The following is a 24218-nucleotide window of genomic DNA, read 5'->3' as shown; positions in this document are numbered from 1 at the left end:
TGAAGCTACCCAGCCGCCGGCATGTCGCGCGCGCGGCAGGGGCGACGGCCGCCGTGAGCCTATTCCCACAGCCGCACGGCGCCACCCTGGCCGCCGCACACCGCCGCTCACCCCTGCCGGCGCGTGCGCATGGTGATGGAATAGCGCAGCCCTTCGGTCGGCGCGATCGCGTGCTGCCAGGCCCAGCGCGCAGGGCCGCGCAGCATGTAGATGGAGCGCGGCGCGATTCGCAGCTGCAGGCTCGCGGGTGCGCTGGCACTGGCCGGCGGATAGGGCCGCAGCTGCAGCACGGCGTCGCCGAGCAGCGAAACGCCCACGATGTCCTCGAAATCCGGCACGTCGCGGTGCCAGCCGAGCGGCGTGCCGGGCCGGTATTCGGCAAGCAGCGCATGCGCGAAATTCTCGGGCGCCATGCCCATCCATGCGGCCACCCGTGCCCGCAGCGGGTGCAGCGATTCGGGCATCGGCGGGCCGGGGCGCAGCCTGTGGTCCTCGAAGTCGTAGCTGCCGCCAAAGCCGATGCCGTGGCGCCGCGCGATGTAGGCCTTGTAGCGCATCTCGCGCAGTTCGAAGCCGCGCACGGTGCGCAGCAGTTCCTCTTCCTCGGCACGGGTGATGAACTCGCGCTCGTACTTCAGCCCCTCGATCGCGGCGGCGGGCGATTCGCCGAACAGGTCGGCCTCGTCGGGCAACTGGACGATGCGGCTAGCCGATCGCATCGGCCGCTCCTTCGTGCGTCGCCCCGGCCGCACCACCGATGCGCAGCGCCCACCAGCGCGGCAGCAGCGCGCGGATCTCGGCGCGTGCGAAGCGGTCGTCCAACAAGTGCAGCACGCCGGTGTCCCGCTCGGTGCGGATCACGCGGCCGGCCGCCTGCACCACCTTCTGCAGGCCCGGATAGAGGTAGGTGTATTCGTAGCCCTTGCCGAAGCGCGCCTGCATGCGTTCGCGCGTGATCTCGTTGAGCGCGTTGTATTGCGGCAGGCCCAGGCTCGCGATGAAGGCGCCGATGAGCCGGCTGCCCGGCAGGTCGATGCCCTCCCCGAAGGCGCCGCCGAGCACGGCAAAGCCGATGCCGTGGCCGCCTTCCTCGAAGCGCGCCACGAAGCCGCTGCGCTCGGATTCGGCCATGCCCCGCGTCTGGGCCCAGGCGGGCACGCCGGGATGCCGCGCGAGAAAGGCCGCGAAAGCCTGTTCGAGGTAGTCGAAGCTGCTGAAGAACGCGAGGTAGTTGCCGGGCCGGCGCTCGAACTGCGCGCCCATGATGTCGGTGACGCGGCGCAGCGACCCCGCGCGGTCACGGAAGCGGGTCGAGACGTGGGTCGCCACCTCGACCTGCAGCTGGTCGCTGCCGAAAGGTGACGCGACGTCGAGCAGCGCCGTCTCGGGTGGCAGCCCGAGCGCGTCGCGGTAGAACGCGAACGGCGACAGCGTGCCCGAGAAACACGCGACCGAAGCCGCATCGGCAAAGCGCGCCTCCAGGAACGGTGCGGGCACAAGGTTGCGAATGGAAAGGCTGCGCGGCTGGCCCGGACCGCCCGTCGGGCCGAGCCGGCGTTCGAACACCGAATGGTCGCCGAAAGCTTCGACCAGCCGCGCGAAATGCAGCGCGTCGAAGAAGAAGCGTTGCAGCGGCCCCTGCGCCGCGTCGGGGGTGGCGGCAAAATGCTCGCCCATCGCCATGTTGGCGGCCTGCAGCGTGCGCGCGAAGCGATCGGGGATCTCGTCGCAGGTGTCGTAGGGCTCGGATTGCGCCTGCTGCACGGCGTCCCACTCGCGGTACAGCCGCGCCAGCGCGCCGCGCACGGCCGCGGGCGCCGCGCGATGGGCTTCCTCGAGGGCCGGGCCGTCGAGTTCGGCGCTGTACATGCCGCGCGCACGTTCGAGCAGGTTGTGCGCTTCGTCGACCAGCACGGCCACGCGCCATTCGGCATCTTTCATGGTGGCGAACAGGAAGGCGCTGCCGTCGAAGTAGTAGTTGTAGTCGCCGACGATCACGTCGCACCAGTGCGCCATCTCCTGCGCCAGGAAATACGGGCACACGCCATGCGCGAGCCCGATGCGCCGCAGCGCCGGCCGGTCGAGCCTGACCGCCTGCGCAGCCTCCTCGCGCGCGGCGGGCAGGCGGTCGTAGAAGCCCTTGGCCAGCGGACAGGCGTCGCCGTGGCAGGCGCGCTCGGGGTATTCGCAGGCCTTCTCGCGCGCGGTGAGTTCCAGCACCCGCGCCTTGCCGCCACCGGGCCCGAGCAGGCGCAGCGCGTCGAGCGCCACGGCGCGGCCCGAGGTCTTGGCCGTGAGAAAGAAGATCTTGTCGATCTTCTGCGCGGCCCGGGCCTTGAGCAGCGGAAAGATCGTGGCCAGCGTCTTGCCGATGCCCGTGGGCGCCTGCACCATCAGGCAGCGGCCGTTCGCAGCGGCCCGATAGACGGCCTCGGCCAGTTCGCGCTGGCCGGCGCGGAACGCCCCGTGCGGAAACGCCAGCCCCGCCAGCGCCGCGCCGAGTGCCGCATGGTGCGCGGCCTCGCTGTCGGCCCAGGCGCTGTAGCGCGCGCACAGGTCTTCGAAATGCGCCTGCAGCGCTTCGCGGGTGTGCGGCTCCTCGAGCACGGTTTCTTCGCCGCTGCCGAGGTCGAGGTACACCAGCGCGACGGTGATGCGTTCGTAGCCGTGCTTCTCGCAGAGCATCCAGGCATAAGTGCGGGCCTGCGCCCAATGCAGCGCGTGATGGTTGCCGCGGATGGCGTCGAAGTCGCCGCGGAAGGTCTTGATCTCCTCCACCCGCGGCGCTTGCGGCACGTGGCCATCCGCCCGGCCGCGCACGCGCAGCGCCCCGCAGTGCGAGACCAGCGCGACCTCGCTGTCGTAGCCCTCGCCGCGCCGGTCCTGCACCAGGGCGTGGCCGGCCATGCCCTCCTGGGCGCTCGGCGCAGGCACGAAACGCAGGTCGAGATCGCCCGCCTTGGCCGCGAACGCGCACAGCGCCCGCACCGACACCGTGCGCGCATCGGCTGCCATATCGGGGAGCATGGAGGAAGGATCCGTGGCCACGGGAGAACTGTACAAAACAACAGTATAACTAAGCCTGCCGACGGCGCTCCAAATCCTGTCGGCGCCTTCTCTGACACGGAAAATCGCTCGAATCGGTCAGACTTCAAAGGTTTTGCTTACAAATACGCTTCTCACGAATGAAAACCCCGACCGCGATCGACCCCGATGACTTCGACCGCCTGCTCAGCCGCAACCTGAAACTCCCGCTGCTCGGCGGGCTGATCGGCGCCCTGGTGTTCGTCGGGCTGATCCTGTTCTTGCTGTCGACGATCCGGTGGGTCGAGCACTCCGACACCGTGACCCGCAGCGTCAGCGAGCTGCAGCGCCGGAGCATCGACATGGAAACCGGCCTGCGCGGTTTTCTGCTGACGGGCGACGAGAGCTTTCTCCAGCCCTACCAGAGTGCGCTGCCGCGCATCAAGGGCGACTTCCAGGCGCTGCGCAAGCTGGTGTCCGACAACCGACAGCAAACCGAGCGGCTCGACCGCATCGCAGCGGTGCAGGACGACTGGAACCGGTATGCCCAGGAACTCATCGACCTGCGCCGCGCCGGCGCCGACTACCTTCGGCCCGTGCGCGACGGCCGGGGCAAGCAGCTCAGCGATGGCATGCGTGCCGAGTTCGATGCCTTCATGAACACCGAGCAGACCTTGCGCCACCAGCGCAACGGCGACGCCAACCGCACGAGCTGGCTCGTGGTGAGCGTGTTCCTGTTCTTCACGGTGCTCTTCACGGGCCTGGTGGCCTACTTCGGACGGCGCCAGCTGATGCTGCTGTCCGACAGCTACGACGCGGTGCTCCAGGAACAGGCCACGCATGCAGAGCGGCTGGCCCAGCAGGCATGGCTGCGCAACCTGCAGACGGAGCTGGTAGGCGAACTGGTCGGCGAACTCAGCGCCAACGACATGGGCCGCAAGGTGCTGGCCTTCTTTTCGCGCCACCTCGGCAGCGCCGTGGGGGCGCTCTACGTGCGCGAGCGCCACGGCTCGCTGCGGCGGGCCGCGAGCTATGGCTTCTCGATGGAGGCCGAGTCGTCGCCGCAGGTCTTCTCGCCGACCCAGAGCCTCGTCGGCCAAGCCGCCGCCGAGCGCCGGCGTATGCTGGTGGAGCCGATCCAGGCCGACTACCTGAAGGTCAATTCGGGCCTTGGCGAGATGTCGCCCTCGGCCGTGCTGCTGGTGCCGGTGTCGAGCGACGGGCTGGTCAACGGCGTGCTCGAGCTCGGCCTGCCGCGCGCCCCCGATGCGCGCACCAACGACCTGCTCGACCTGGTCGCCGAGGACATCGGCGCCTCGCTTGCGGCCGCGCGCTACCGCGAGCAGCTGCAGGACGCGCTCACCGAGACACAGCAGCTCAACGAGGAACTGCAGGTTCAGCAGGAAGAACTGCGCACCGCCAACGAGGAGCTCGAGGAGCAGTCGCGGGCGCTGCGCGCCTCGCAGGCCATGCTCGAGAACCAGCAGGCCGAGCTCGAGCAGACCAACAGCCAGCTGTCGGAACGCACCGAGGCGCTCGATCAGCGCAATGCCGCGCTGCGCCGTGTGCAGCGCGACCTCGAAGACCGTGCCGACGAGCTTCAGCGCGCCAGCCGCTACAAGTCGGAATTCCTCGCGAACATGTCGCACGAGCTGCGCACGCCGCTCAACAGTGCACTGATCCTCGCCAAGCTGCTCGGCGACAACCCGCAGGGCAACCTGAGCGCCGAGCAGGTGAAGTTCGCCGAATCGATCTATGCCTCCGGCAACGACCTGCTGGTGCTGATCAATGACATCCTCGACATTGCCAAGGTCGAGGCCGGCAAGCTCGAGGTGGTGGTCGAGGAGCTGGCGCTGCCGAAGCTCGTGCAAGGCCTGGAGGACATGTTCAGGCCACTGGCCACCGACAAGCAGCTCTCGTTCCGCATGGCGCTGCAGCCCGACATACCGCCGACGCTCGTCACCGACCGGCACCGCGTCGAGCAGATCCTTAAGAACCTGCTGTCGAACGCCCTCAAGTTCACCGACAGCGGCGAGGTGTCGGTGGTGGTCTCGGGCACGCCCGACGGCGGTGCGGCCTTCGCCGTGTCCGATTCAGGCATCGGCATCGCGCCCGAGCAGCAGGCGCTGATCTTCGAGGCCTTCCACCAGGCCGACGGCACCACGAGCCGCCGCTATGGCGGCACCGGCCTGGGCCTGTCGATCTCGCGCGACCTCACGCATCTGCTGGGCGGCACGATCACCGTGCAGAGCGAACCGGGCCGCGGCAGCACCTTCACCTTGCAGTTGCCGGCGGCGGCGCCACAGGCATCGCAGCAGGCGCCCGCGCCCGCACGCTCGGCACTGCCGCAGCGCGCCCCGTCGCCCACGCGTGCGCCCTCTTCCGCTCTCTCTTCTTCTTCTTTCGGCCACGCGAGCCCGGCACCGCCCGCGCCGGTGCCGGCGCCGCTCTTCGACGACGACCGGGCGCTGCCGATCGACCAGGTTCGGCGCGTGCTCGTGATCGAGGACGAGCCGCAGTTCGCACACATCCTCTATGACCTTGCGCACGAGCTCGGCTACCGCTGCCTGGTCGCGCACGGCGCGGCCGACGGCTTCGATCTGGCGCAGCAGTTCGTGCCCGATGCCATCCTGCTCGACATGCGGCTGCCCGACAGCACCGGGCTCGACCTGCTGCAGCGGCTGAAGGATTCGCCGAAGACGCGTCACATCCCGATCCACGTGGTCTCGGCGGCCGAGAACGCGCAGGCGGCCGCACTGCACATGGGCGCCATCGGCTACGCGCAGAAGCCGGCCACGCGCGCCGAGTTGATGAAGGTGTTCGGGCGGCTGGAAGAGAAGCTCACGCAGAAGGTCAAGAGCGTGCTGCTGGTCGAGGACGACGCGCTGCAGCGCGAAAGCGTGATCCGGCTGATCGGCGACGACGACATCGAGATCGTCGCCGTGGGCTCGGGCGAAGAGGCGCTCGTGCTGCTGCGCCAGCGCGTGTTCGACTGCATGATCACCGACCTGCACCTGCCCGACATGCAGGGCAGCGAGCTGCTCAAGCAGATGGCGGCCGAGGAGATCGTCTCGTTCCCGCCGGTCATCGTCTATACCGGGCGCAACCTCACGCGCGACGAGGAAGCCGAGCTGCAGCGCTATTCGCGCTCGATCATCATCAAGGGCGCGCGCTCGCCCGAGCGGCTGCTCGACGAGGTGACGCTGTTCCTGCACAAGGTCGAGGCCGAGCTCTCGAGCGAGCGCCAGGGCATGCTGAAGGCGGCTCGCGGGCGCGACCGCATCTTCGAGGGCCGCACCATCCTGCTGGTGGACGACGACGTGCGCAACCTGTTCGCGCTCACGAGCGCGCTCGAGCAGCGCGGCGCGACTGTCGAGATCGGCCGCAACGGGCGAGAGGCGCTCGAGAAGCTCGACCAGGTGCGTGACATCGACCTCGTGCTGATGGACGTGATGATGCCGGAGATGGACGGCCTCGAGGCCACGCGCCGGCTGCGCACCGACCCGCGCTTCGACAAGCTGCCGGTGATCGCCATCACCGCCAAGGCCATGAAGGACGACCGCGAGCAGTGCCTCGCGGCCGGCGCGAGCGACTACCTCGCCAAGCCGGTCGACCTGGAGCGGCTGTTCTCGCTGCTGCGCGTGTGGATGCCCAAGATGGAGCGGCTGTGAAGCCCGCCGCCCCACCGCCGCCCGCCGTGCTGAGCAACACGGAGATCGAGCTGCGGCTGCTGATGGAGGCGATCTACCTCAAGTACAGCTACGACTTCCGCAACTACACGCTGGCCTCGCAGAAGCGCCGCGTGCTGCATGCGCTCGAGCAGTTGGGCCTGCCGAGCATCTCGGCGCTGCAGGAGAAGGTGCTGCGCGACCCGGCGCTGTTCGGGCGGCTGCTGCAGTACCTGACGATTCCGGTCAGCGAGATGTTCCGCGACCCGGCGTACTTTCTTGCGCTGCGCCAGCAGGTGGTGCCGATCCTGCACACCTACCCGTCGGTCAAGGTGTGGGTGGCGGGCTGCAGTACTGGCGAGGAGGTGTTCTCGCTCGCGATCCTGTTGCGGGAAGAAGGCCTGCTCGCGCGCACGCAGATCTACGCGACCGACATCAATCCCGCTTCGCTCGAGAAGGCACGCCAGGGCATCTTTCCGATCGAGGCGATCCGCGGCTACACCGCCAACTACCAGCGCGCGGGCGGGCGTGGCGAATTTTCCGACTACTACACCGCGGCCTACGACGCGGCGCGCTTCGACCCCTCGCTCTGCGCCGGCGTGATCTTTGCCGACCACAGCCTGGCGACCGACAGCGTGTTCGCCGAGACGCAGCTCGTGTCGTGTCGCAACGTGCTGATCTACTTCAACCGCGAGCTGCAGGACCGCGCGCTCGGCCTGTTCCACGAGTCACTCTGCCACCGCGGCTTCCTCGGCCTGGGCGCCAAGGAAAGCATCGATTTCTCTAGCTACGCCAGCCGCTTCGACGCCCATTCGCGGCCCGAGCGCATCTACCGCAAGGCCTCATGAAGACGAACGCAAGGCCCCATCCGGAGCGGCGCGTGGAGGCCGTGGCGCTCGGCGCCTCGGCCGGCGGCATCGAGGCGCTCATCGCGCTGCTCGACGGTCTTGCGCCGCCCTGGCGCCTGCCGGTGGTGATCGTGCTGCACCTGCCCGAAGCGCACGAGAGCCACCTGGCGGAGATCTTCGCCGAGCGCCTGCAGGTACCGGTGCACGAAGCCGCCGACAAGATGCCGGTCGCTGCCGGCTCGGTGTATTTCGCGCCGCCGGGCTACCATCTGTCGATCGAGCGCGACCGCTCGTTCTCGCTGAGTTGCGAGCCGCCGGTGCGGTTTTCGCGGCCCTCGATCGACGTGCTCATGGCCTCGGCCGCCGACGCGTATGGCGCCGGGCTGGCCGGGCTGCTACTTACCGGCGCCAACGAAGACGGCGCCGAGGGCCTGTACCGCATCCACCTGGCCGGCGGGCTCACCGCCGTGCAGGACCCCGGGGAAGCCCAGGTGTCCACCATGCCCGAAGCGGCCATCGCGCTGCACCGTCCCGATCACGTGCTTCCCCTGCGCGAACTTCGCGCACTGCTGCTGCAACTGGAGTCCACCCATGCCCATTGACGTCGAGAGCAAGCTGCTGATCGTCGATGACCTGCCCGAGAACCTGCTGGCGCTCGAGGCCCTGATCCGCGGCCCCGGCCGCGCCGTGCACCGCGCGGCCTCTGCCGAGGAGGCGCTGGCGCTGTTGCTCGACCACGAGTTCGCGCTCGCCATCCTCGACGTGCAGATGCCGGGCATGAACGGCTTCGAGCTGGCCGAGCTGATGCGCGGCACCGAGCGCACGCGCCACATCCCGATCATCTTCGTGAGCGCCGCGGGCCGCGAGCTCAACTACGCGTTCCAGGGCTACGAAAGCGGCGCGGTCGATTTCCTGCACAAGCCGCTCGATCCGCATGTGGTCGCGAGCAAGGTCAGCGTCTTCGTCGACCTCCACCGCCACCGCAAGGCGCTGCGGCACGAGCGCGACGCGCTCGCGGCCGCCAACCACAAGCAGGAAGAGCTCGTGCGCCAGCTGCGCCATACGCAGGTCGAGCTGGAGCATGCGGTGCGCATGCGCGACGATTTCATGTCGATGGTCTCGCACGAGCTGCGCACGCCCCTGAACACGCTCTACCTCGAAACACAGCTGCGGCAGCTGCATGTGGCCAAGGGCAACCTCGAGTCCTTCGCCGCCGACCGGCTGCCGGCGATGATCGAGCGCGACCAGCGGCAGATTCGCAACATGGTGCGGCTGATCGACGACATGCTCGACGTGACGCGGCTGCGCCGCGACGCGCTGTCGATCCAGCCCAAGTCGGTCGACTTGGCAGCGCTGGCCCGGGCGGTGGTCGAGGGCCTGCGGCAGCAGGCCGAGGCCGCGGGTTCCGTGATCGCGCTCGACGCGCCGCAGCAGCTTCACGGTGTGTGGGACGAGTTCCGCATCGAGCAGGTGCTGACCAACCTGCTGACCAACGCGCTGCGCTACGGCCGCGGCAAGCCCGTCGAGATGCAGCTGCGCGAAATCGACGGCATGGCGAACGTCGCGGTGCGCGACCAGGGCATCGGCATCGCGCCCGAGGACCAGGAGCGCATCTTCGAGCAGTTCGAGCGCACCGACGACAGCCGCAAGCACGCGCCGGGCCTCGGGCTGGGCCTCTTCATCACGCGGCGCATCGTGTGCCTGCACGGCGGGCGCATCGAAGTGGAGAGCCACCCCGGCGAGGGCGCGCTGTTCCGGGTGACGCTGCCCTTGCAGGCCGAAACCCCCGCCGCCCTGCCGACCCCGGCGCAGGCATAGGCGTCCTCCTACGACCGGCGCGCTGGTGCGCCGGGATACTGCATGATCGACCTTTGAATTTATTAAGAAAGCGCCTCCGTGAACGTGCTGATCGTCGATGACAACGAAGCTGCCGCAGACCTGCTGCGGGAGCTGCTGACCCTGCAGGACCATACGGCGCGCTGCACCTACACCGCGCAACAGGCCATGGACGCCGCGGCCGCGGAGCGCTTCGATGCGGCGCTCATCGATCTGACGCTGCCCGATTTTCCGGGCAGCGAGGTCGCCAGGCGCCTGCGCGCCGACACCAGCGGCCACAGCCCGCGACTGCTGGTGGCGATTTCGGGCTTTTCGGCCGACGACGCCGCAGGCGCTGCCGCGCGCGACCTGTTCGACCACCACCTGCAGAAGCCGATCGACATCGGCCAACTCTCGGACATCCTGGCCGCCGGACACTGACCCCGACGGTGCGGCTCAGCGCGCGAACCCGCGCGACAGGTGCACCCCGCCGCCCGAGGTGTTGAAGGCGATCGTCGGTGCGCTGAAGTCGCCAAGTGGCGCGCCGAGGCCGATCTCGCCGCTGCCGTGCAGCACGCACTCCTCGCGCCGCAAGGCGATCTCGTGGCTCGGGCCGCCATTGCCGTGGAAGCGCACCCAGGTGCCGTAGGTGCTCAGGTCGATCAGCACGCAGCTGCCGTGGCGCATTTCGATGCGCGCATGCAGCCGGGAAACCCGCGGATCGTCGACCACGAACTGCGCCTCGTCGACGCGCCCCAGGTGGATCGGCAGCTCGTCGATGCGGAACTCCGAGCGCACGTCGAGCCATTCGAGCACGATCTGGCCGAAGGACGAATCGGGCAGCCGCAGCGGCGCGAGCGCAGCCGGCACCGTGAGGAAGGCCGTCAGTTCCTCCTGCCAGTCGATGCGGTGCACGGCCGACATCTCGCTGCGGCCGCGGATCGTGAGCAGGCCCAGGTCGCGGTGCCGCACGCTGCCTTCGCCCAGTTGCGCGATGACCGCGTCGGTGGCCCAGATCTGGCCCGGCCCCGCCAGGTCGCTCAGCCGCGACGCCAGGTTGACGGCATCGCCGAAGCAGTCGCCTTCGACTTCGACCACGTCCCCGCTCGCCACGCCGATCTGCAGCGCCATGCGCAGCGGCGCCGGCCATGCCATGAGCCGCTTCTGGTGGTAGCGCTGCAGTTCGATGACCGCCTGCGTGGCCGGCGCCGCATGCGCGAAGACGGCGAACACGCCGTCGCCCAGCGACTTCACGACCCGCCCGCCGTGGGCCTGGCAGATGCTGCCGATCCACTGGGTGAGCCGCGTCACCGTTTCGGTCGCCCGCGCGTTGCCCATGGCCTCGAAGACCCTGGAGCTTTCCGTCAGGTCCGCGAAAACGACGGTGGCTTGAACGTCCATGGCAAGTTGAAAGATGGGATCTCGCCATTCTCCCTTCTGCCGCGTGGCCCCCGGGGCGATCGCTGCAAAGGCAGGCAATTCCTACCCTATTTGATCAACTGCAACGTAAAGTTTGTTGTTTGTAAACAAGGGACGGTATTCCCCAGCTTGTGAATTGATTGTGTGAGGCTTAAGGTATCCATCACCGTCGCCGCAATACGTTTTGCTTCGTCTCATGCTGCTTGTCCGTCGCCTCCTCCGACTTCTAGGAATTCCCGGTCCTGGGTCGACCGCTCTCATGGCAGAACACCAGCTGGTGCGCATCCGCGCGGCCATGCTGAAGGTGCTTCAGGTGCACGGCGGACATTCGGTTCAGCGGGTGGCGCAGCGCGTGCGCTTCGCGGTCGATGTGGAATCTCTCTGGTACCTGCGCCAGGACGTGATGCTGGCCTTGAGCGCGATCGACGGCGAAACCGCCGCGCGCCGCCAGATGAAATCCATCAACGGCATGTTCAAGGGCGGCCTGCCCGGTTCCATGGGGCCGCGCCGCCACCACAGAGTCTGCTGACCGGCCGCCGGCCGCCGGCCGTCAGGCTTCAGGCATGGTCGCCATGACCGTGCGCATGCCGATGGCCCCAGACCATGAACACGTCGCGCCCGTCGGCCGCGAGTTCGACCTTGGCGCCCACGGGCAGCAGCACCTTGGTCGGCACATGCCCGAAAGGCAGCCCCGTGAGCACCGGCACCTTGAGCTGCGTGCGCAGCCGGTCGACCACCGCCTCGAAGCCGAAGCCGCGGTCGTAGCCGGGCACCTTGCGCATGCCGGTGAACTGGCCCAGCACGATCGCGCGCTGCCGTGCGAGCACGCCGGCCATGCGCAACTGCTCGAGCATGCGCTCGATGCGGTAGGGATGCTCGTTGACGTCCTCGAGGAACAGCACGCCCTTGTCGACCTGCGGGAAATACGGGGTGCCGAGCAGGCTCGCGAGCACGCAAAGGTTGCCACCCCAGAGCGTGGCGCCGTGCACCGGCTTGAACCGGATCTCTGCATCGCGCACCGGCATGCGCCAGCCGGTGCCCTCGCCCTGCCCGCTCACCAGGTCGTCGAAGCAGGCTTCCATGATGTCGTCGGGGCCGCCCTCGGCACCGAAGTCTTCGCCGACCGCGGGTCCGGCCCAGGTGACGGCGCCGGTCTTGGCGAAGAGCGCGTTCTGCAGCGCGGTGAAGTCGCTGAGGCCGACGAACTCGGTGCCGCGGTCGATCGCCTTGGCCACGGCCTTGTAGGGAACCGCATCGAGGATGCGCGTGAGCCCGTAGCCGCCGCGCGCGATCAGCGCAATGTCGGCGCCGCTTGCCGCGGCGCGTGTGATCGATGCGAGCCGCGTGGCGTCGTCGCCCGCGAAGCGCTGGTGCACCGACAACGCGGCTTCGTCGATCTCGACCTCGTGGCCGAGCTTCTCGAGCCTCACGACGCCGCGGCGGAATGCGGCCTTGTCGCGGACCGCGCTCGAAGGGGAATAGATGTAGATGTGTTTTTTGGTGCTCACGGCGACGAGTATCCCATTGCCTCGCGCACCTGCCGCCCGAGCGCGGCGGCCTGTGCAGGGCTTGGCCCCGATGCCGAGGCCGGGGCGACCGGGCCGAGCGCGCGCAGTGCCGCCTCGTGGCCGCGGTCCGGGAATGGCGCGCGCCATGCAGCGCCGGCCGCGGTGCCCTCGTCAGGCGCAGCCAGCACGGCAGTGAATCGCCCGGGTCGCGCCGCCTGCAGCAGCGCGGCGAGCGCCCCGCCCGCGGCGCTGTGCACCAGCGCCACCGGCGCCCCGGGCGCGATGCGGTCGAGCCATTCGCAGAGCACCTCGCAGTGCCACGCGAGCCGATGCACGCTCTCGCGCTTGGGCTTGTCGCTCTGGCCGAAGCCGATCAGGTCGGGCACCAGCGTGCGCAGTCCCGGCGCGCCTGTGAGGTGGCGGAAGAAGTAGCTCCATTCGCCAGGCCCGTGCAGGCACAGGGCCAGCGGCGCATCGGCCGGGCCTTCGTCGAGGTAGTGCATGCGCCAGCCCTGCAGCGTGGGCAGGTCCTGCACATGGTGCGGCGAAAAGTCATAGCCTTCGAGCGCCTCGAAGCGTTCGGCCGGGGTGCGCAGCGCGTCGTCGCGCAGCGGCTCGGCCTGCTCGCGCGCCGCCTCCCGGCGCAGGCGGAAGAACGCTTGCAGCACCGCGCTGCACTCGTCGGCGAGCACCCCGCCCTGCACCTGCGTGCGATGGTTGAGCCGCGGTTCCGCGAAGAGGTCGAGCACCGAGCCGGCCGCGCCGGTCTTGGGATCGGGTGCGCCGAACACCACGCGCGCGAGCCGCGCATGCAGCATGGCGCCGGCGCACATCGCGCAGGGCTCCAGCGTGACGAACAGCTCGCAGCCGTCGAGGCGGTAGTTGCCGAGCGCAGCGGCGGCGGCGCGCAGCGCGTTGATCTCGGCATGCGCGCTCGGGTCGTGCTGCGCCACGGGCCGGTTGCGTCCCGACGCGACGAGCTGCCCCTGCTTGACGAGCACCGCGCCCACCGGCACCTCGCCGGCCTCGGCCGCCAGCCGCGCCTCGGCCAGCGCGAGCGCCATCCAGTGCGCGTCGTCGGCGGCCATCATCACGCGCTCTGCGTACCAGCGGCGGTCTGCGGAATGTCGGCCATGAGCCCGAGGCGTTCCATCCACACGGCGAGTGCTCTCTCGTCGGGCGTGCCTGCGCCATACATCGCATGCATCGCGGCATGCGATTCGCGCCGGTGCTGGTTGAGCTTGACCTTGGATTGCAGCGCGCGCACGTGCAGCGAGAAGCCCATGATGCCGGCCAGCATCTTGTGCTGGAACGCTTCCCCGAGGTCGCGCCACTGCTGCGCATAGGCGGGCTCGTGCTCGCCGATGAGCTTCTTGAGCAGCGCGTCCTTGGCCTCGGGTGTTTCGATCAGCCGGGCCTCGACCGTGCAGTGCACCGCCAGGTAGTTCCAGGTCGGCACGCGCGCGAGGTCGGGATACACCGATGGCGAAAGGTACGCATGCGGGCCGAGAAAGCTGGCAACCGCCTGCGGCCGGGCCTGCAGGAAGCGCCAGTGCGGATTGGGCTTGGCGCAATGCCCGAACAGCACCAGTTCGCCGTCGGCATCCTGCTCGGCCACGAGCGGCAGGTGCGTGACGAACGGCAGGCCGTCGTCGTCGTTCGAGATCAGCGTGGCGAACGGGTGCGCGCGCATCAGTTCCAGCGCGATGGCCGGGTCCTTGGCATTGAACTGCGGGGGCATGTACATGGGGCGGATTCCTCGTGGCGAGGCCCCGATTGTCCCCGAGCGGCAGCAGCCGTGCTGCGCGCTACTTTCGCTGTAGGCCCGTGCCCGCTGCCTCGAGCAGCGCGACCATTGCCGCGTAGCCGCGCGCCTTCGCGAGCTGCAGCGGCGTGTTGCCCTGGCGATCGGTGAGCTTCAGGCTGGCACCGGCCTCGACGAGCGCGGCGAGCGTGCGCTGGTGGCGCGGGCCGCCGTCGCCGAGCACGATCGACTCGATCACTGCGGTCCAGTGCAGGTTGTTGACATGGTCGAGCGGTGCGCCCGCCGCGATCAGCCGGCGCACCACCTCGTCGTGGCCGAGGTGCGCGGCCGCGATCAGGGCGTTGCCGTCGTAGCGGCTCGTGATCTGGCCGGGCTTGGCGCCCAGCGCGAGCAGCAGCGCGAGCGTCGGCACGTCGTCGGCCACCGCGGCGATGGTGACGGCGTCGTAGCGGTCGGCCTCGAGCGCGTCGAGATCGGCGCCGGCCTTGGCAAGCAGCCGGATCGCGTCGTGCTGGCGTGCATGGGCGGCCACATGCAGCGGCGTGCGGCCGTGCGCGTCGCGCGCCTCGAGCATCGCGCCGGCCGCGATCAGCGCCTTCATCTTCGCGAGGTCGCCACGCCAGGCGGCGCGGTGCAGGCCCTGGTAGGCCTCGGCCTCGGCGGGCTGCGGCGCCACCTGCGCCAGCGCGCGGGCCGGCACCACGGCGCCGAGCGCAGCGGCGGCGAGGCCCGAGAGCAATGCGCGGCGCTGGATCGTCATCAGAGCAGGCCCTTGACCTTCTCGAGCGCGGCGTTTGCGCACTGCTCGTCGAGGTGGCCGCCCGGCGCGCCGCCCACGCCGACGGCGCCGATCACTTCGTTGCCCGATTTCACCGGCACGCCGCCGCCGAGCAGCAGAAAGCCCGGCAGGTAGACCAGGTTGGCGGCGCCGGGGTTCTTCTGGGCGCCTTCCATCATGGCCTGCGTGGGGGCCTTGGCCGAGGCCGAGGTCCAGGCCTTGCGCTCGCTCGAGGCCAGCGTGTGCGGGCCGGCGTTGTCGGCGCGCTGTACGGCGCGCACGGTGCCGGCGCGGTCGACCACGGTGGCGGCCACGTTGTAGCCGAGGGCGCTGCACGCGGCCACGGTTTCGGCCGCGATCTGGTTCGCGAGCGCCAGCGAGATGTTCTTTTCGGTGCGCACGGCGGGTGCCGGCGTCTGGGCTTGAACGGCCGAAGCGGCGAGCAGGACGGCGGCGGTGCTGAAGCGAAGGATGGAACGCATGGTGTGTTGTTTCTCCAGGGGTGCAGGGGCTGCGCCGACGGTGTGTCGACGGCTGCACGAACTGTAGAAGCCGCGGCGCTTGCGGGCCATTCGTACGGCTACGCCCGGCGCTCCGTAAAAATACGGAGACGACGGAGCGTGTCTGCGCCGGTCAGTCCTGCGGCGCCACCACCAGCGCATAGCGCCGGATCAGCTGCGCGAGCGAATCGCTTTCGAGTTTGGCGAACAGGTTGGCGCGGTGCGTCTCGACCGTGCGCGGCGACAGCGCGAGCGTGCGCGCGATCTCCTTGTTGGTGAGCCCCTGGACGATGAAGGCCAGCACCTCGCGCTCGCGCTCGGAGAGCTGCGCCACCCGCTCGCGCGCGGCCTGGTCGGCCTGCGAGCGCTCGCGCGAGCGCACATGCTGGCGCACCGCCTGCTGCAGCGCCTCGAGCAGCTGCTCGTCGTCGACCGGCTTCTCGAGGAACTCGGCCGCGCCGGCCTTGAATGCGCGGCGGCACATCTCCACCGTGCCGTGGCCGGTCAGCATGATCACGGGCTGGTCGACGCCCTGCGCCACCAGCCGGTCGAGCACCGTGAGGCCGCTGATGCCGGGCATGCGCACGTCGAGCACGATGGCGCCGACGCCTGCGCGGTCGAAGCCGTCGATGAAGGCCTGCGGATCGGCCCAGCCCTGCACGCGCAGGCCGACGGTGCCGATCAAGAGCGCAAGGCCCTCGCGCACGGCCTGGTCGTCGTCGATCAGGTGGACCAGCGGGGACTGCGGCTGAGGGCCGGCGGCAGGTGCATTCATGGCGTAGGGGGCGCCACCAGCGGCAGCAGCAAGGTGAACCGCGCGCCGCGCGGCGACGCATGGGCGGCGCTCAGGCTGCCGCCCATGCCGCTCGCGAGCGTCTCGCTGAGGCTCAGCCCCAGGCCGAGGCCGCCCTCCCGCGTGCTGAAGAAAGGCTCGAAAAGACGCGGCATGGCCTCGGGCGCGATACCGCGTCCGTTGTCGGTGACGGTCAGCACGCCCTCTTGGCCGTTGCGCCCGACGGCCACGGAAAGGCGCCGATCGCCGGCCGGCACGAGGTCGAGCGCCTGCAGCGCGTTCATCAGCAGGTTGTGCACGATCTGCTCCAGCGCCACCGCTTCGGCCTGCACGCGCACCGGCGCCTGGGCACCGGCATCGAACTGCGCGGCCACGCCACGTTTCGCGATTTCGGGCGCCAGCAGGTGCAGCGCGCTGCGCACCACCTCCTGCAGCACGAGCGGCCGCACGTCGCCGCCGGCCTCCGGGCGCTCGATCACGCGGCGCAGCCGGCCGACCACGCCGGCCGCGCGGCGGGCCTGCTCGACCGCCTGGCCCATCGCGTCGCGGGCGGTCGCGAGGTCGGGCGGATCGTCGTCGAGCAGGCGGCGCGCAGCCTGGGCATTGGCCAGCACGGCGGTGAGCGGCTGGTTGAGTTCGTGCGCCAGCCCGGCCGAGAGTTCGCCGAGCGCATTGAGCCGCGCCACTTGGCCGAGCCGCAGCAGCTCTTCGGCCCGGCGACGCGCAATGCGCTGGCGCTGTGCGGCCCACAGGCCCGCGAGCAGCAGCGCCACCACGGCGGCCCAACCGGCCATGCTGCGCCACGGCAGCTCGGCCCAGCCGACCTCGCGCTCGGCCACCATGAGGAACGGCTGGCTCGGCGAGGCGAGCGCCTTCGAGAGGCCGAAGCGCCAGCCGTTGGGCGCCGGCCTGCCGGGCTGCAGCACCAGTTGCTGGCCATCGTGCTGCAGGCTCAGGCGCACCGGACTGTCCTGCGGTTTCATCGGCCAGTCGCGCCAGGGCACCGAGCCGGCCAGGTCGATCTCGAGCGCATAGCTGAACGGCGTGGCACCCATCACGAGCTGGTAGCGGGCCTCGGCGAAGGCCAGCGACGCCAGTTCGGCGTGACGCGTGCTGCGCGATCGAGCCTCGGCCGCTGCAAGCGCGTCGGCCTGGCGGGCGTCGGGCCAGGGCTCGTCGCGCGCACGGCGCTGCACCCGCAGGATCGACGAATACACCGACGGCAGGCGCTGCTCGGGCTGGCCCGCCTCGGCGCCGGGCTCCAGCAGCGCGAGCGTCGCGAGCACGGCGTCGTACTGCACCATCTGCTGGCTCATGAGCCGGTGCGCAATGCGGGCATCGGTCTCGAAGTCCTGCTGCAGTTGCGCGAGTTCGGCGCGCGCCAGCCACACCGCGCCCACGGCCGTGAGCGCCAGCCATGCCAGCCACCAGCCACCCCGCGTGCGCAACCACTGTTTCATGGCGCGGATTGTGCCCGGCGCGGCGGGGGCGGCCCCGCGTGGCCGAGAATGCGGGCCCAGAAATGACCGAACTGCAGGACCCCCTCTTTCCCGATCTCGCGCGCCCTCCCGAGGCGCCCGCCGCAGGCCCGCAAGAAGCCGAGCCGCTTGCGAAGAAGAAATCGCGCGGCGGCACGGTGGCTCCCGCGCCCATCGATCCGGCGCTCGTCGCGCTGGCTTCCGCGCTGCCGCCGGCCTTGCGGCTCGGCACCTCGTCATGGAGCTATCCGGGCTGGGCCCACCTCGTCTGGGACGGCGAGTACGCCGAGTCGGCGCTGTCGAAGAACGGGCTCGCGGCGCTGGCGCAGCATCCGCTCTTTCGCACCGTGAGCCTGGACCGCAACTTCTATCGCGCGCTCACCGCGAGCCAGTACGCGCGCTATGCGGCCATGGTGCCCGACGACTTCCGTTTCGTGGTGAAGGCGCCGAGCCTCGTGACCGATGCCACGGTGCGCGACGAAAGCGGCCGCGGCACGCAGGCCAACCCGGTGTTCCTGAACCGCGAGCTCGCGGTCCAGGAGTTCGTGCAGCCCGCGCTCGAGGGCCTGGGCCACCGCATCGGCGCGCTGGTGTTCCAGTTGAGCCCGATTCCTTCGCAGCTGCTGGCCGACACGCCGGCGCTGCTCGCGCGCATCGGCGTCATGCTCGAAGCGCTGCCCAACTTGAAGCCAACGGCGCCCGACGCGGTGATCGCCGTCGAGGTGCGCGACCCGCAACTGCTCTCACCCGCCTTCGCGGCCATGCTGCGCAGCGTGGGCGCCACCTTCTGCATGGGCCTGCATGCCAAGATGCCGCCGATCGAGGCGCAACTGCCGATGCTGCGCGCGCTCTGGCCGGGGCCACTGGTGTGCCGCTGGAACCTGCACCGCCGGCACGGCCGCTTCGGCTACGAAGATGCCGAGAAGCTCTACGGCCCCTTCGACAGGATCGTCGACCCCGACCCGGAGACGCGCGCGGCGCTCGCGAAGGTGATCGCCGGCACCACCGGCGCCGGCCAGCGCGCCTACGTCACGGTCAGCAACAACGCCGAGGGCTGCGCGCCGCTGACCATCGCCTCGCTCGCGCGCGACGTGGTCGAAGCCGCACAGCGCTGAGGGCGCGGCTCAGGCGTCCAGCGCCAGGTACACGCGTCCGCCCTCGATCTTCACCGGATAGCTGCGCAGGTCCTCGGTGAGCGGCGCGCACATCGCCTTGCCGCTGCGCACGTCGAAGCGGCCCTGGTGCAGCGGGCATTCGATCTCGTGGCCTTCGAGAAAACCGTCACACAGCCGCGCATGGCCGTGGGTGCAGATGTTGTCGGTGGCATGGATGCCGTCTTCGGTGCCGTAGAGCGCGATGTCGCGCCCCTGCACCTCGATGCCGATCACGTCGTCGGCGGGAACGTCGTCGACCGCCGCGGCGTCGACCCAGGTGGTGGTGCTCATGTGTTCGTTCCTGGCTCAGTTGTCGGGCTTGAGGCCGGCACGCTCGATCACCGGCTTCCAGCGCGCGAGCTCGTCGGCCATGAACTTGGCGAGCGCCTCGGGCGTGCTGCCGACCGGGTCGAAGTACGCGGTCTGCAGCCGCTTCTGGGTCTCGGGGTCTTTCAGCACCGCGGCGATCTCGCGGCTCATGCGCTGCACCACGTCGCTCGACGTGCCCTTGGGCGCCATGTAGGCGAACCACGGCACGGCCTGGATGTCGGGAATGCCCGATTCACGCAGCGTCGGCAGCTCGGGCAGCAGCGCCGAACGCTCGGCCGAGGTGACGGCCAGCGCCTTGAGGCGGCCGGCCTTGGCCTGCGGCATCACGGCGACCGGCGGCAGGCAGGCGTAGTGCACGTCGCCCTGGATGATCGCGGTGACGGCCTGCCCCGACGATGCGTACGGAATGTGCACCGCGAACGACTGGGTCTTCGCCTTGATGAGCTCCACGCCCAGGTGCGAGATCGATCCGTTGCCGGTCGAGGCGAAGTTGAACTTGCCGGGGTTCGCCTTCATGGCGGCGAGCCAGCCCTTGACCGAATCGACGTTCATCGCGTTGGACACCGCACACACGTTGGGCGTGGTGGCCGCGAGCGAGACCGGCACCAGGTCCTTGAAGGGGTCGTACGGCAGGTTCTTGAAGAGTACGGTGTTGTAGACCAGCGGCGCGTTCACCGACAGCAAAAAGGTGTAGCCGTCGGGCTGCGCCTTGCTGACCGAATCCGTGCCCGTATTGCCGCCCGCGCCGGGCTTGTTCTCCACGATCAGCGGCTGGCCGATGCGTGCCGCGAGCTTGTCGTTGACGATGCGCGCGAGGATGTCGGGCGACGAGCCGGCGCCGTAGGGCACCACGATGCGCACCGGGCGCTGCGGCCATTCCTGCGCATGGGCGCTCGCGGCCAGCGCGGTTGCGGCAATGCTCAACCAAAGACGAAGCGATTTCATGATGTTGCCTCCAGGTCGACCATGCCTTGATGGTCCTGTTGTTCTCGCGCGATAAAACCCGCGATCAGCGCGCGGTAGGCGGCCTCGACCACCTCGGGGTAGGCGCCCTCCGCTTCGGCCAGCGCGCGCACCTTGTCGATCACTTCCTGCTGGCGCTGCGGCGCAGACACCTGGAAGGCATCGCGCTTGAAGCGCGCGGCGTCCTTCACGTAGCGGCCGCGTTCGGCCAGCAGCGCGACGATCTTGCGGTCGAGCGCATCGATGTTCTGGCGCACCTCGGCCAGCGTGGCGCACAGCGGCCGGTAGTCCGGGTCGACAAAGCGCCTGAGCGGCGCACCGTGGGTGTCGGGTTCTTTTTTTTCGGTCATGGGGTTCAGATCGGATAGATGATGGAATTCGGGATCATTTCGCTGTCGAATACGCACAGGCGCTCGGCAAACTTCAGGCCGTCGGGCGTCGGCACGACCCGGTCGATGTAGCGCCCCACGTTGAACACGGTGGAGGGCCCGTCGAGCTTGGTGCGAAAGACCGCATAGTTGGCCTCGCTGTGGATCGCGCCGTCGTCGTCGACCCGGTGCACCACCGGCAGGCCGACCACATGGCGCTGGTAGTACGGATCGTGGAACAGCGTCTCCTGGATGCCGTAGACGCGGTCTTCGAGCATGCCGCGGCTCTCGAACGATAGCGTGGCGAGCGGCAGGCCGCGCGCGTGGTTCTCGCGCGGCTGCAGCCGATAGCTGCACTGTTCGATGAAGAAGCCGGGCCACAGGTCCCACTGGCCCGAATCGACCGCATGTGCATAGGCCGCATAGAGCCCCGCGAGTTCGAGGTAGGCGCCGGGGTCGAGCTTTTTCGTCATGCCGCCTCCATCACGTCGCGCCAGTAGCGGTACATGCCGCGGATCAGCGTCTCGGTCACCATGTGGTCGGTGTTCGCTACTTCGCGCCCACCGAGCTCGGCGAGCGTGCGGTGGAACGGCTTCTGCTCGAAGCCTTGCTGCGAGAACTCGATCACCTCGCCATCGTCGGCCGACACGAAGCCCGCCGGGCCGAACAGGTTGGCTTGGCGCAAGCGGCGCTGCGTCATCTCGGCGGTGTCGTCCTCGAAGCCGAAATGCGTCCAGACGAAATTGAAGGCATCGTGGCCCACGGGCTGGATGTGGCGCGTCGAGACGCTGTTGACCTGCTGCTGCAGGATCAGGCTCGGGAACAGCGTCATCATCACCGCGGTCGGCCCACCCCACCAGGGCTCGGGCACGATGTCGAGAAAGCGCGGGTCCTTCAGCTGCATGCTCTCCTTGAAGCTCGACACCTGCGTGACCTGCGCCGCCTTGCCCGCGCTGCCGCGCGTGGAGATCATCGCGGCGTGGCGGCCGCGCGCATCCATCTTGAGCTCGGACTTGTTGTCGGCGCGCCAGAGCCCGAAGGTGACGAACCAGGTGTGCAGCAGGCCCGGGTGGTACGGGTCCTTGATGTTCTCCTGCATCAGCTTCCAGTTGCCCGGGATGCGCTGGCGGCTGTAGCCCAGGATCGTGAGCTTGCGGCCGTCGAACAGGCGGTCGAAGTAATGCAGGATGTCGGGGCCGAGAAAATCCTCGAACGATTCGATGCCGTGGTCGAACGATGCAAACACCACGCCGCCGCGCGAGGCGACCTTGAGCTTCGTCAGGCCGTGGTCCTCGGTCTTGAAGTCGGGCGGCATGCCGCCATGGACCTTGCCATCCTGCTTCACGCCGCGCCGGAACGGGACGCCCTGCAGGTCGCCCTTGAGCGTGTAGTTCCACTGGTGATAGGGGCAGACGAACTCCTTGCGGTTGCCATGGCGCTCGCGGCAGAACTGCATGCCGCGGTGGGCACAGACGTTCTCGAACACATGGATCTCACCGGCCTCGTCGCGCGCCATGACGACCGAGCGCTCGCCGATCGCGGTGCGCTTGAAGTCGCCCGGGTTCGGTATCTCGGCTTCGAGTCCCACGTAGCACCAGTGCTTCTCGTAGAAGAAGCGCTGAAGTTCCTTCTTGTGCAGCGCCTCGTCGGTGTAGGCCATGAAGGGAATGCGGCTGGTCTTGTCGTTCTCCCATGCGAGTTCGATGGGGAACACGGTCTGCGTCTTCATCGTGGGGTCTCCTTTCGTTCGAATTCTTCAGGTGCCTTGCAGGTAGAAGGCGTCGGCGTGGATCTGCTCGGGCGCCAAGCCGCGGCTGCGCACGAGCTGCGTGACGGCCTCGACCATCGGCGGCGAGCCGCAGAGGTAGGCGCGCCAGCCTTCGAAGCCACCGGGCCAGTCGGCGCGGATCGCATCGGTGATGAGGCCCTGGCGCTGCCCTTCGCGCGCGGGGCCGGTGACGACCACCACGTGCACGTTCAGCCCCGGATGCTGCGCCTGGAGTGCGCGCAGTTCGTCCAGGCCGTACACGTCCGCGTCGGAACGCACGCCCAGGTACAGGTGGATCGGCTGCATCAGGTCGGCGGCGACGGCGCCGCGCACGATCGACAGGATCGGCGCGAGCCCGGTGCCGCCCGCCGCGCAGAGCATGGGCCCGCGGTGCTTGGTGCGCAGGTAGGCCGTGCCCAGCGGACCGCTCACGCGCACCGCATCGCCGAGCTGCAGCCGGTCGAAGACGTGGTCGGTGACGCGCCCGCCCGGCACCCGGCGCACGTGGAATTCGAGTTCCGCGTCGTCGCAAAGTCCGGCCATCGAATACGGCCGCACGAGGTCGGGCGCGAACTGCAGCTGCGCATACTGGCCGGGCGAGAACGCAAGCGGCTTGTTCGGCTTGAGCCGCAGGCGGCGGATGTCATGGGTGAGCGCATCGATGGCCGTGACCGTGGCCTTGAGGATGCGTGCCGGATGCACCACCACCTCGTCGGGCTCGGGAATCTCGATCGCGCAGCTTTCGGTCAGCGTGGCCTGGCAGGCCAGCACGTAGCGTTCGCCCTGCCCGTCCGGGCGGATCGCGTCCTGGCCGCCGTCGAGCACCTGGCCCCCCACCACCTTGCAGCGGCAGGTGCCGCAACGCCCCGACAGGCAGCTGTACGACACGGGTACGTCGTGCGCGCGCAGCACTTCGAGCAGGTTCGCGCCGGGGCGAACCTCGAGGGTGCGGGCAAGCGGGTGAATGTGCAGGTCCATCGGGGGCTCTTTCTTGGGCCGGCGGCGTCGGGCGCCATGGCCGGCTTGTCTCTGTGCCGCGATGATGCGCGGCCGTGTCGAATTGACCAATAGAATTTGGTGAATCGATGACATCACGCTCATGAATAAAGGTCCGGCATGCAACTCAAGGACATCGACCTCAACCTGCTGCTGGTGTTCGACCGCATGCTGGCCGAGAAGCGCGTCTCTGCGGTGGCCGAATCGCTCGGCCTCTCGCAGCCGGCCATCAGCAACGCGCTCGCGCGGCTGCGCAAGCTGCTCGGCGACGAGCTGTTCCTGCGCACCGCGCGCGGCATGGAGCCGACGCCGTTCGCGCTGCAGCTGGCCGAGCCGGTCGCCTATGCGATGGGCGCGCTGCACGGCGCGCTCAACCAGCAGGTGGTGTTCGATCCGGCCACCAGCACGCGCAGCTTCACGCTCGCGATGACGGACATCGGCGAGATCTACTTCACGCCCCGGCTCATGGAGGCGCTGTCGCACGCGGCGCCGGGCGTGACGATCAGTACGGTGCGCAACAACAGCAGTGCGCCCGCGAGCCTGCGCGACGAGCTCGAGGCCGGCCACGTCGACATCGCCATCGGGCTGCTGCCGCAGCTCAAGGCTGGCGTGTTCCAGCGCCGGCTGTTTCTGCAGCGCTACGTGTGCCTGTTCTCTGCCGCACATCCGCTCGCGCGCAAGCGCAGCGTGTCATTGAAGGACTTCGGCGCGGCCGACCATGTGCTGGTGCAGGCGGCCGGCACCGGTCACGGCAAGGCCGACGACGTGATGGCCGCGCAAGGCATCCAGCGTCGCATCCGGCTCAAGGTGCCGCACTTCGTGGCGATCGGCCACATCCTGCGCGCGAGCGGAATGATCGCGACCGTGCCCGAGCGCCTCGCACAGAGCATTGCCGAACCGTTCGGGCTGGTGTGGCGGCCCCATCCGGTGGCGCTGCCGCAGATCGCGATCAACCTGTTCTGGCATGCGAAGGTGCACCGCGAGCCGGGCAACCAGTGGCTGCGCGGGCTGCTGTTCGACCACTTTGCCGACGGCGCCTGAAT

Annotated in this window: 24 protein-coding genes; 8 read left to right on the top strand and 16 right to left on the bottom strand. The window is 69.4% G+C overall.

Translation table 11 applies throughout. The features are described 5' to 3' along the window. Nucleotides 1-107: 107 nt before the first annotated feature. Nucleotides 108-719: an alpha-ketoglutarate-dependent dioxygenase AlkB gene (locus AC3A6R_RS11975; RefSeq protein WP_487859145.1), complete on the bottom strand. Its 612-nt coding sequence runs from the start codon at nt 717-719 to the stop codon at nt 108-110. Continuing rightward, complete coding sequence (locus AC3A6R_RS11970) at nt 706-3027, bottom strand: helicase C-terminal domain-containing protein (RefSeq protein WP_487859146.1); 2322 nt, start codon at nt 3025-3027, stop codon at nt 706-708. The genes AC3A6R_RS11975 and AC3A6R_RS11970 overlap by 14 nt, the downstream gene beginning before the upstream one ends. 158 nt (nt 3028-3185) lie before the next feature. On the opposite strand from AC3A6R_RS11970, the gene AC3A6R_RS11965 reads away from it, so the two are divergent. From AC3A6R_RS11965 to AC3A6R_RS11945, 5 genes are all read left to right on the top strand, one after another. Then, the gene (locus AC3A6R_RS11965) at nt 3186-6695 is read left to right on the top strand and encodes a response regulator (RefSeq protein WP_487859147.1); all 3510 of its coding nucleotides are present in this window, start codon (nt 3186-3188) and stop codon (nt 6693-6695) included. Further along, nucleotides 6692-7540, top strand: a complete 849-nt coding sequence (locus AC3A6R_RS11960; RefSeq protein ID WP_487859148.1) for a CheR family methyltransferase — start codon at nt 6692-6694, stop codon at nt 7538-7540. Before AC3A6R_RS11965 ends, AC3A6R_RS11960 begins: the two co-directional genes overlap by 4 nt. Next, on the top strand, nt 7537-8142 hold the full coding sequence (locus tag AC3A6R_RS11955; protein ID WP_487859149.1) for a chemotaxis protein CheB: 606 nt from the start codon (nt 7537-7539) through the stop codon (nt 8140-8142). The genes AC3A6R_RS11960 and AC3A6R_RS11955 overlap by 4 nt, the downstream gene beginning before the upstream one ends. Then, nucleotides 8132-9358, top strand: coding sequence for a hybrid sensor histidine kinase/response regulator (locus AC3A6R_RS11950; protein ID WP_487859150.1), 1227 nt, complete (start codon nt 8132-8134; stop codon nt 9356-9358). The genes AC3A6R_RS11955 and AC3A6R_RS11950 overlap by 11 nt, the downstream gene beginning before the upstream one ends. Nucleotides 9359-9436: 78 nt before the next feature. Beyond that, complete coding sequence (locus AC3A6R_RS11945) at nt 9437-9796, top strand: response regulator (RefSeq protein WP_487859151.1); 360 nt, start codon at nt 9437-9439, stop codon at nt 9794-9796. Nucleotides 9797-9811: 15 nt separating this feature from the next. Here the strand turns inward: AC3A6R_RS11945 and AC3A6R_RS11940 are convergent, their stop codons facing one another. Then, nucleotides 9812-10756 (bottom strand): adenylate/guanylate cyclase domain-containing protein, encoded by a 945-nt coding sequence (locus AC3A6R_RS11940; protein WP_487859152.1) that lies wholly within the window; start codon nt 10754-10756, stop codon nt 9812-9814. A gap of 295 nt (nt 10757-11051) precedes the next feature. Here AC3A6R_RS11940 and AC3A6R_RS11935 point away from each other — a divergent pair, with 295 nt between their 5' ends. Continuing rightward, nucleotides 11052-11303: a hypothetical protein gene (locus AC3A6R_RS11935; RefSeq protein WP_487859153.1), complete on the top strand. Its 252-nt coding sequence runs from the start codon at nt 11052-11054 to the stop codon at nt 11301-11303. Nucleotides 11304-11331: 28 nt separating this feature from the next. Here the strand turns inward: AC3A6R_RS11935 and AC3A6R_RS11930 are convergent, their stop codons facing one another. From AC3A6R_RS11930 to AC3A6R_RS11900, 7 genes are all read right to left on the bottom strand, one after another. Next, entirely contained in the window at nt 11332-12282 is a 951-nt protein-coding gene (locus tag AC3A6R_RS11930; protein ID WP_487859154.1) for an LD-carboxypeptidase, read from the bottom strand. Then, nucleotides 12279-13373 (bottom strand): tRNA adenosine(34) deaminase TadA, encoded by a 1095-nt coding sequence (tadA, locus tag AC3A6R_RS11925; protein WP_487859155.1) that lies wholly within the window; start codon nt 13371-13373, stop codon nt 12279-12281. The genes AC3A6R_RS11930 and tadA overlap by 4 nt, the downstream gene beginning before the upstream one ends. After that, nucleotides 13373-14029 carry an FMN-binding negative transcriptional regulator gene (locus AC3A6R_RS11920; RefSeq protein WP_487859156.1) on the bottom strand — a complete coding sequence of 219 codons (657 nt, stop codon included), beginning with the start codon at nt 14027-14029 and terminating at the stop codon, nt 13373-13375. The genes tadA and AC3A6R_RS11920 overlap by 1 nt, the downstream gene beginning before the upstream one ends. 61 nt (nt 14030-14090) lie before the next feature. Next, nucleotides 14091-14807 (bottom strand): ankyrin repeat domain-containing protein, encoded by a 717-nt coding sequence (locus tag AC3A6R_RS11915; protein ID WP_487859157.1) that lies wholly within the window; start codon nt 14805-14807, stop codon nt 14091-14093. Then, nucleotides 14807-15307, bottom strand: a complete 501-nt coding sequence (locus tag AC3A6R_RS11910) for a GlcG/HbpS family heme-binding protein (RefSeq protein WP_487859158.1) — start codon at nt 15305-15307, stop codon at nt 14807-14809. The genes AC3A6R_RS11915 and AC3A6R_RS11910 overlap by 1 nt, the downstream gene beginning before the upstream one ends. A 151-nt stretch (nt 15308-15458) precedes the next feature. Further along, nucleotides 15459-16100 (bottom strand): response regulator transcription factor, encoded by a 642-nt coding sequence (locus tag AC3A6R_RS11905; protein WP_487859159.1) that lies wholly within the window; start codon nt 16098-16100, stop codon nt 15459-15461. Then, the gene (locus AC3A6R_RS11900) at nt 16097-17578 is read right to left on the bottom strand and encodes a sensor histidine kinase (protein ID WP_487859160.1); all 1482 of its coding nucleotides are present in this window, start codon (nt 17576-17578) and stop codon (nt 16097-16099) included. The genes AC3A6R_RS11905 and AC3A6R_RS11900 overlap by 4 nt, the downstream gene beginning before the upstream one ends. 62 nt (nt 17579-17640) lie before the next feature. Between AC3A6R_RS11900 and AC3A6R_RS11895 the strand changes: the two genes are divergently transcribed. Continuing rightward, entirely contained in the window at nt 17641-18711 is a 1071-nt protein-coding gene (locus tag AC3A6R_RS11895; protein WP_487859161.1) for a DUF72 domain-containing protein, read from the top strand. Between the two features lie 9 nt (nt 18712-18720). Here AC3A6R_RS11895 and AC3A6R_RS11890 read toward each other — a convergent pair whose 3' ends face one another. From AC3A6R_RS11890 to AC3A6R_RS11865, 6 genes are read right to left on the bottom strand one after another with little or no spacing between them, the layout of a single operon-like run. Then, a complete protein-coding gene (locus AC3A6R_RS11890) occupies nt 18721-19041 on the bottom strand; it encodes a non-heme iron oxygenase ferredoxin subunit (protein ID WP_487859162.1) in 321 nt (106 codons plus the stop codon). A 15-nt stretch (nt 19042-19056) separates the two neighbouring features. After that, on the bottom strand, nt 19057-20025 hold the full coding sequence (locus tag AC3A6R_RS11885; RefSeq protein ID WP_487859163.1) for a Bug family tripartite tricarboxylate transporter substrate binding protein: 969 nt from the start codon (nt 20023-20025) through the stop codon (nt 19057-19059). Beyond that, the gene (locus tag AC3A6R_RS11880) at nt 20022-20393 is read right to left on the bottom strand and encodes a chorismate mutase (RefSeq protein ID WP_487859164.1); all 372 of its coding nucleotides are present in this window, start codon (nt 20391-20393) and stop codon (nt 20022-20024) included. Before AC3A6R_RS11880 ends, AC3A6R_RS11885 begins: the two co-directional genes overlap by 4 nt. A 5-nt stretch (nt 20394-20398) precedes the next feature. Next, the gene (locus tag AC3A6R_RS11875) at nt 20399-20884 is read right to left on the bottom strand and encodes an aromatic-ring-hydroxylating dioxygenase subunit beta (RefSeq protein ID WP_487859165.1); all 486 of its coding nucleotides are present in this window, start codon (nt 20882-20884) and stop codon (nt 20399-20401) included. Next, nucleotides 20881-22140 (bottom strand): aromatic ring-hydroxylating dioxygenase subunit alpha, encoded by a 1260-nt coding sequence (locus AC3A6R_RS11870; RefSeq protein ID WP_487864415.1) that lies wholly within the window; start codon nt 22138-22140, stop codon nt 20881-20883. Before AC3A6R_RS11870 ends, AC3A6R_RS11875 begins: the two co-directional genes overlap by 4 nt. Before the next feature lie 27 nt (nt 22141-22167). Then, complete coding sequence (locus AC3A6R_RS11865; protein WP_487859167.1) at nt 22168-23157, bottom strand: 2Fe-2S iron-sulfur cluster-binding protein; 990 nt, start codon at nt 23155-23157, stop codon at nt 22168-22170. A gap of 138 nt (nt 23158-23295) precedes the next feature. Between AC3A6R_RS11865 and AC3A6R_RS11860 the strand changes: the two genes are divergently transcribed. Next, nucleotides 23296-24216, top strand: a complete 921-nt coding sequence (locus tag AC3A6R_RS11860) for a LysR family transcriptional regulator (protein ID WP_487859168.1) — start codon at nt 23296-23298, stop codon at nt 24214-24216. Nucleotides 24217-24218 lie beyond the last annotated feature (2 nt).

This window comes from Variovorax sp. Soil_C_19 (assembly GCF_057657255.1).
This window is presented reverse-complemented; position numbering and strand designations above follow the sequence as displayed.

Excerpts from the sequence above, each read along its gene's own strand:
- AC3A6R_RS11975 (WP_487859145.1), bottom strand. The coding sequence starts at position 719 with ATGCGATCGGCTAGCCGCATCGTCCAGTTGCCCGACGAGGCCGACCTG.
- AC3A6R_RS11970 (WP_487859146.1), bottom strand. The coding sequence starts at position 3,027 with ATGCTCCCCGATATGGCAGCCGATGCGCGCACGGTGTCGGTGCGGGCG.
- AC3A6R_RS11965 (WP_487859147.1), top strand. The coding sequence starts at position 3,186 with ATGAAAACCCCGACCGCGATCGACCCCGATGACTTCGACCGCCTGCTC.
- AC3A6R_RS11955 (WP_487859149.1), top strand. The coding sequence starts at position 7,537 with ATGAAGACGAACGCAAGGCCCCATCCGGAGCGGCGCGTGGAGGCCGTG.
- AC3A6R_RS11950 (WP_487859150.1), top strand. The coding sequence starts at position 8,132 with ATGCCCATTGACGTCGAGAGCAAGCTGCTGATCGTCGATGACCTGCCC.
- AC3A6R_RS11940 (WP_487859152.1), bottom strand. The coding sequence starts at position 10,756 with ATGGACGTTCAAGCCACCGTCGTTTTCGCGGACCTGACGGAAAGCTCC.
- tadA (WP_487859155.1), bottom strand. The coding sequence starts at position 13,373 with ATGATGGCCGCCGACGACGCGCACTGGATGGCGCTCGCGCTGGCCGAG.
- AC3A6R_RS11920 (WP_487859156.1), bottom strand. The coding sequence starts at position 14,029 with ATGTACATGCCCCCGCAGTTCAATGCCAAGGACCCGGCCATCGCGCTG.
- AC3A6R_RS11915 (WP_487859157.1), bottom strand. The coding sequence starts at position 14,807 with ATGACGATCCAGCGCCGCGCATTGCTCTCGGGCCTCGCCGCCGCTGCG.
- AC3A6R_RS11910 (WP_487859158.1), bottom strand. The coding sequence starts at position 15,307 with ATGCGTTCCATCCTTCGCTTCAGCACCGCCGCCGTCCTGCTCGCCGCT.
- AC3A6R_RS11905 (WP_487859159.1), bottom strand. The coding sequence starts at position 16,100 with ATGAATGCACCTGCCGCCGGCCCTCAGCCGCAGTCCCCGCTGGTCCAC.
- AC3A6R_RS11900 (WP_487859160.1), bottom strand. The coding sequence starts at position 17,578 with ATGAAACAGTGGTTGCGCACGCGGGGTGGCTGGTGGCTGGCATGGCTG.
- AC3A6R_RS11895 (WP_487859161.1), top strand. The coding sequence starts at position 17,641 with ATGACCGAACTGCAGGACCCCCTCTTTCCCGATCTCGCGCGCCCTCCC.
- AC3A6R_RS11890 (WP_487859162.1), bottom strand. The coding sequence starts at position 19,041 with ATGAGCACCACCACCTGGGTCGACGCCGCGGCGGTCGACGACGTTCCC.
- AC3A6R_RS11885 (WP_487859163.1), bottom strand. The coding sequence starts at position 20,025 with ATGAAATCGCTTCGTCTTTGGTTGAGCATTGCCGCAACCGCGCTGGCC.
- AC3A6R_RS11880 (WP_487859164.1), bottom strand. The coding sequence starts at position 20,393 with ATGACCGAAAAAAAAGAACCCGACACCCACGGTGCGCCGCTCAGGCGC.
- AC3A6R_RS11875 (WP_487859165.1), bottom strand. The coding sequence starts at position 20,884 with ATGACGAAAAAGCTCGACCCCGGCGCCTACCTCGAACTCGCGGGGCTC.
- AC3A6R_RS11870 (WP_487864415.1), bottom strand. The coding sequence starts at position 22,140 with ATGAAGACGCAGACCGTGTTCCCCATCGAACTCGCATGGGAGAACGAC.
- AC3A6R_RS11865 (WP_487859167.1), bottom strand. The coding sequence starts at position 23,157 with ATGGACCTGCACATTCACCCGCTTGCCCGCACCCTCGAGGTTCGCCCC.
- AC3A6R_RS11860 (WP_487859168.1), top strand. The coding sequence starts at position 23,296 with ATGCAACTCAAGGACATCGACCTCAACCTGCTGCTGGTGTTCGACCGC.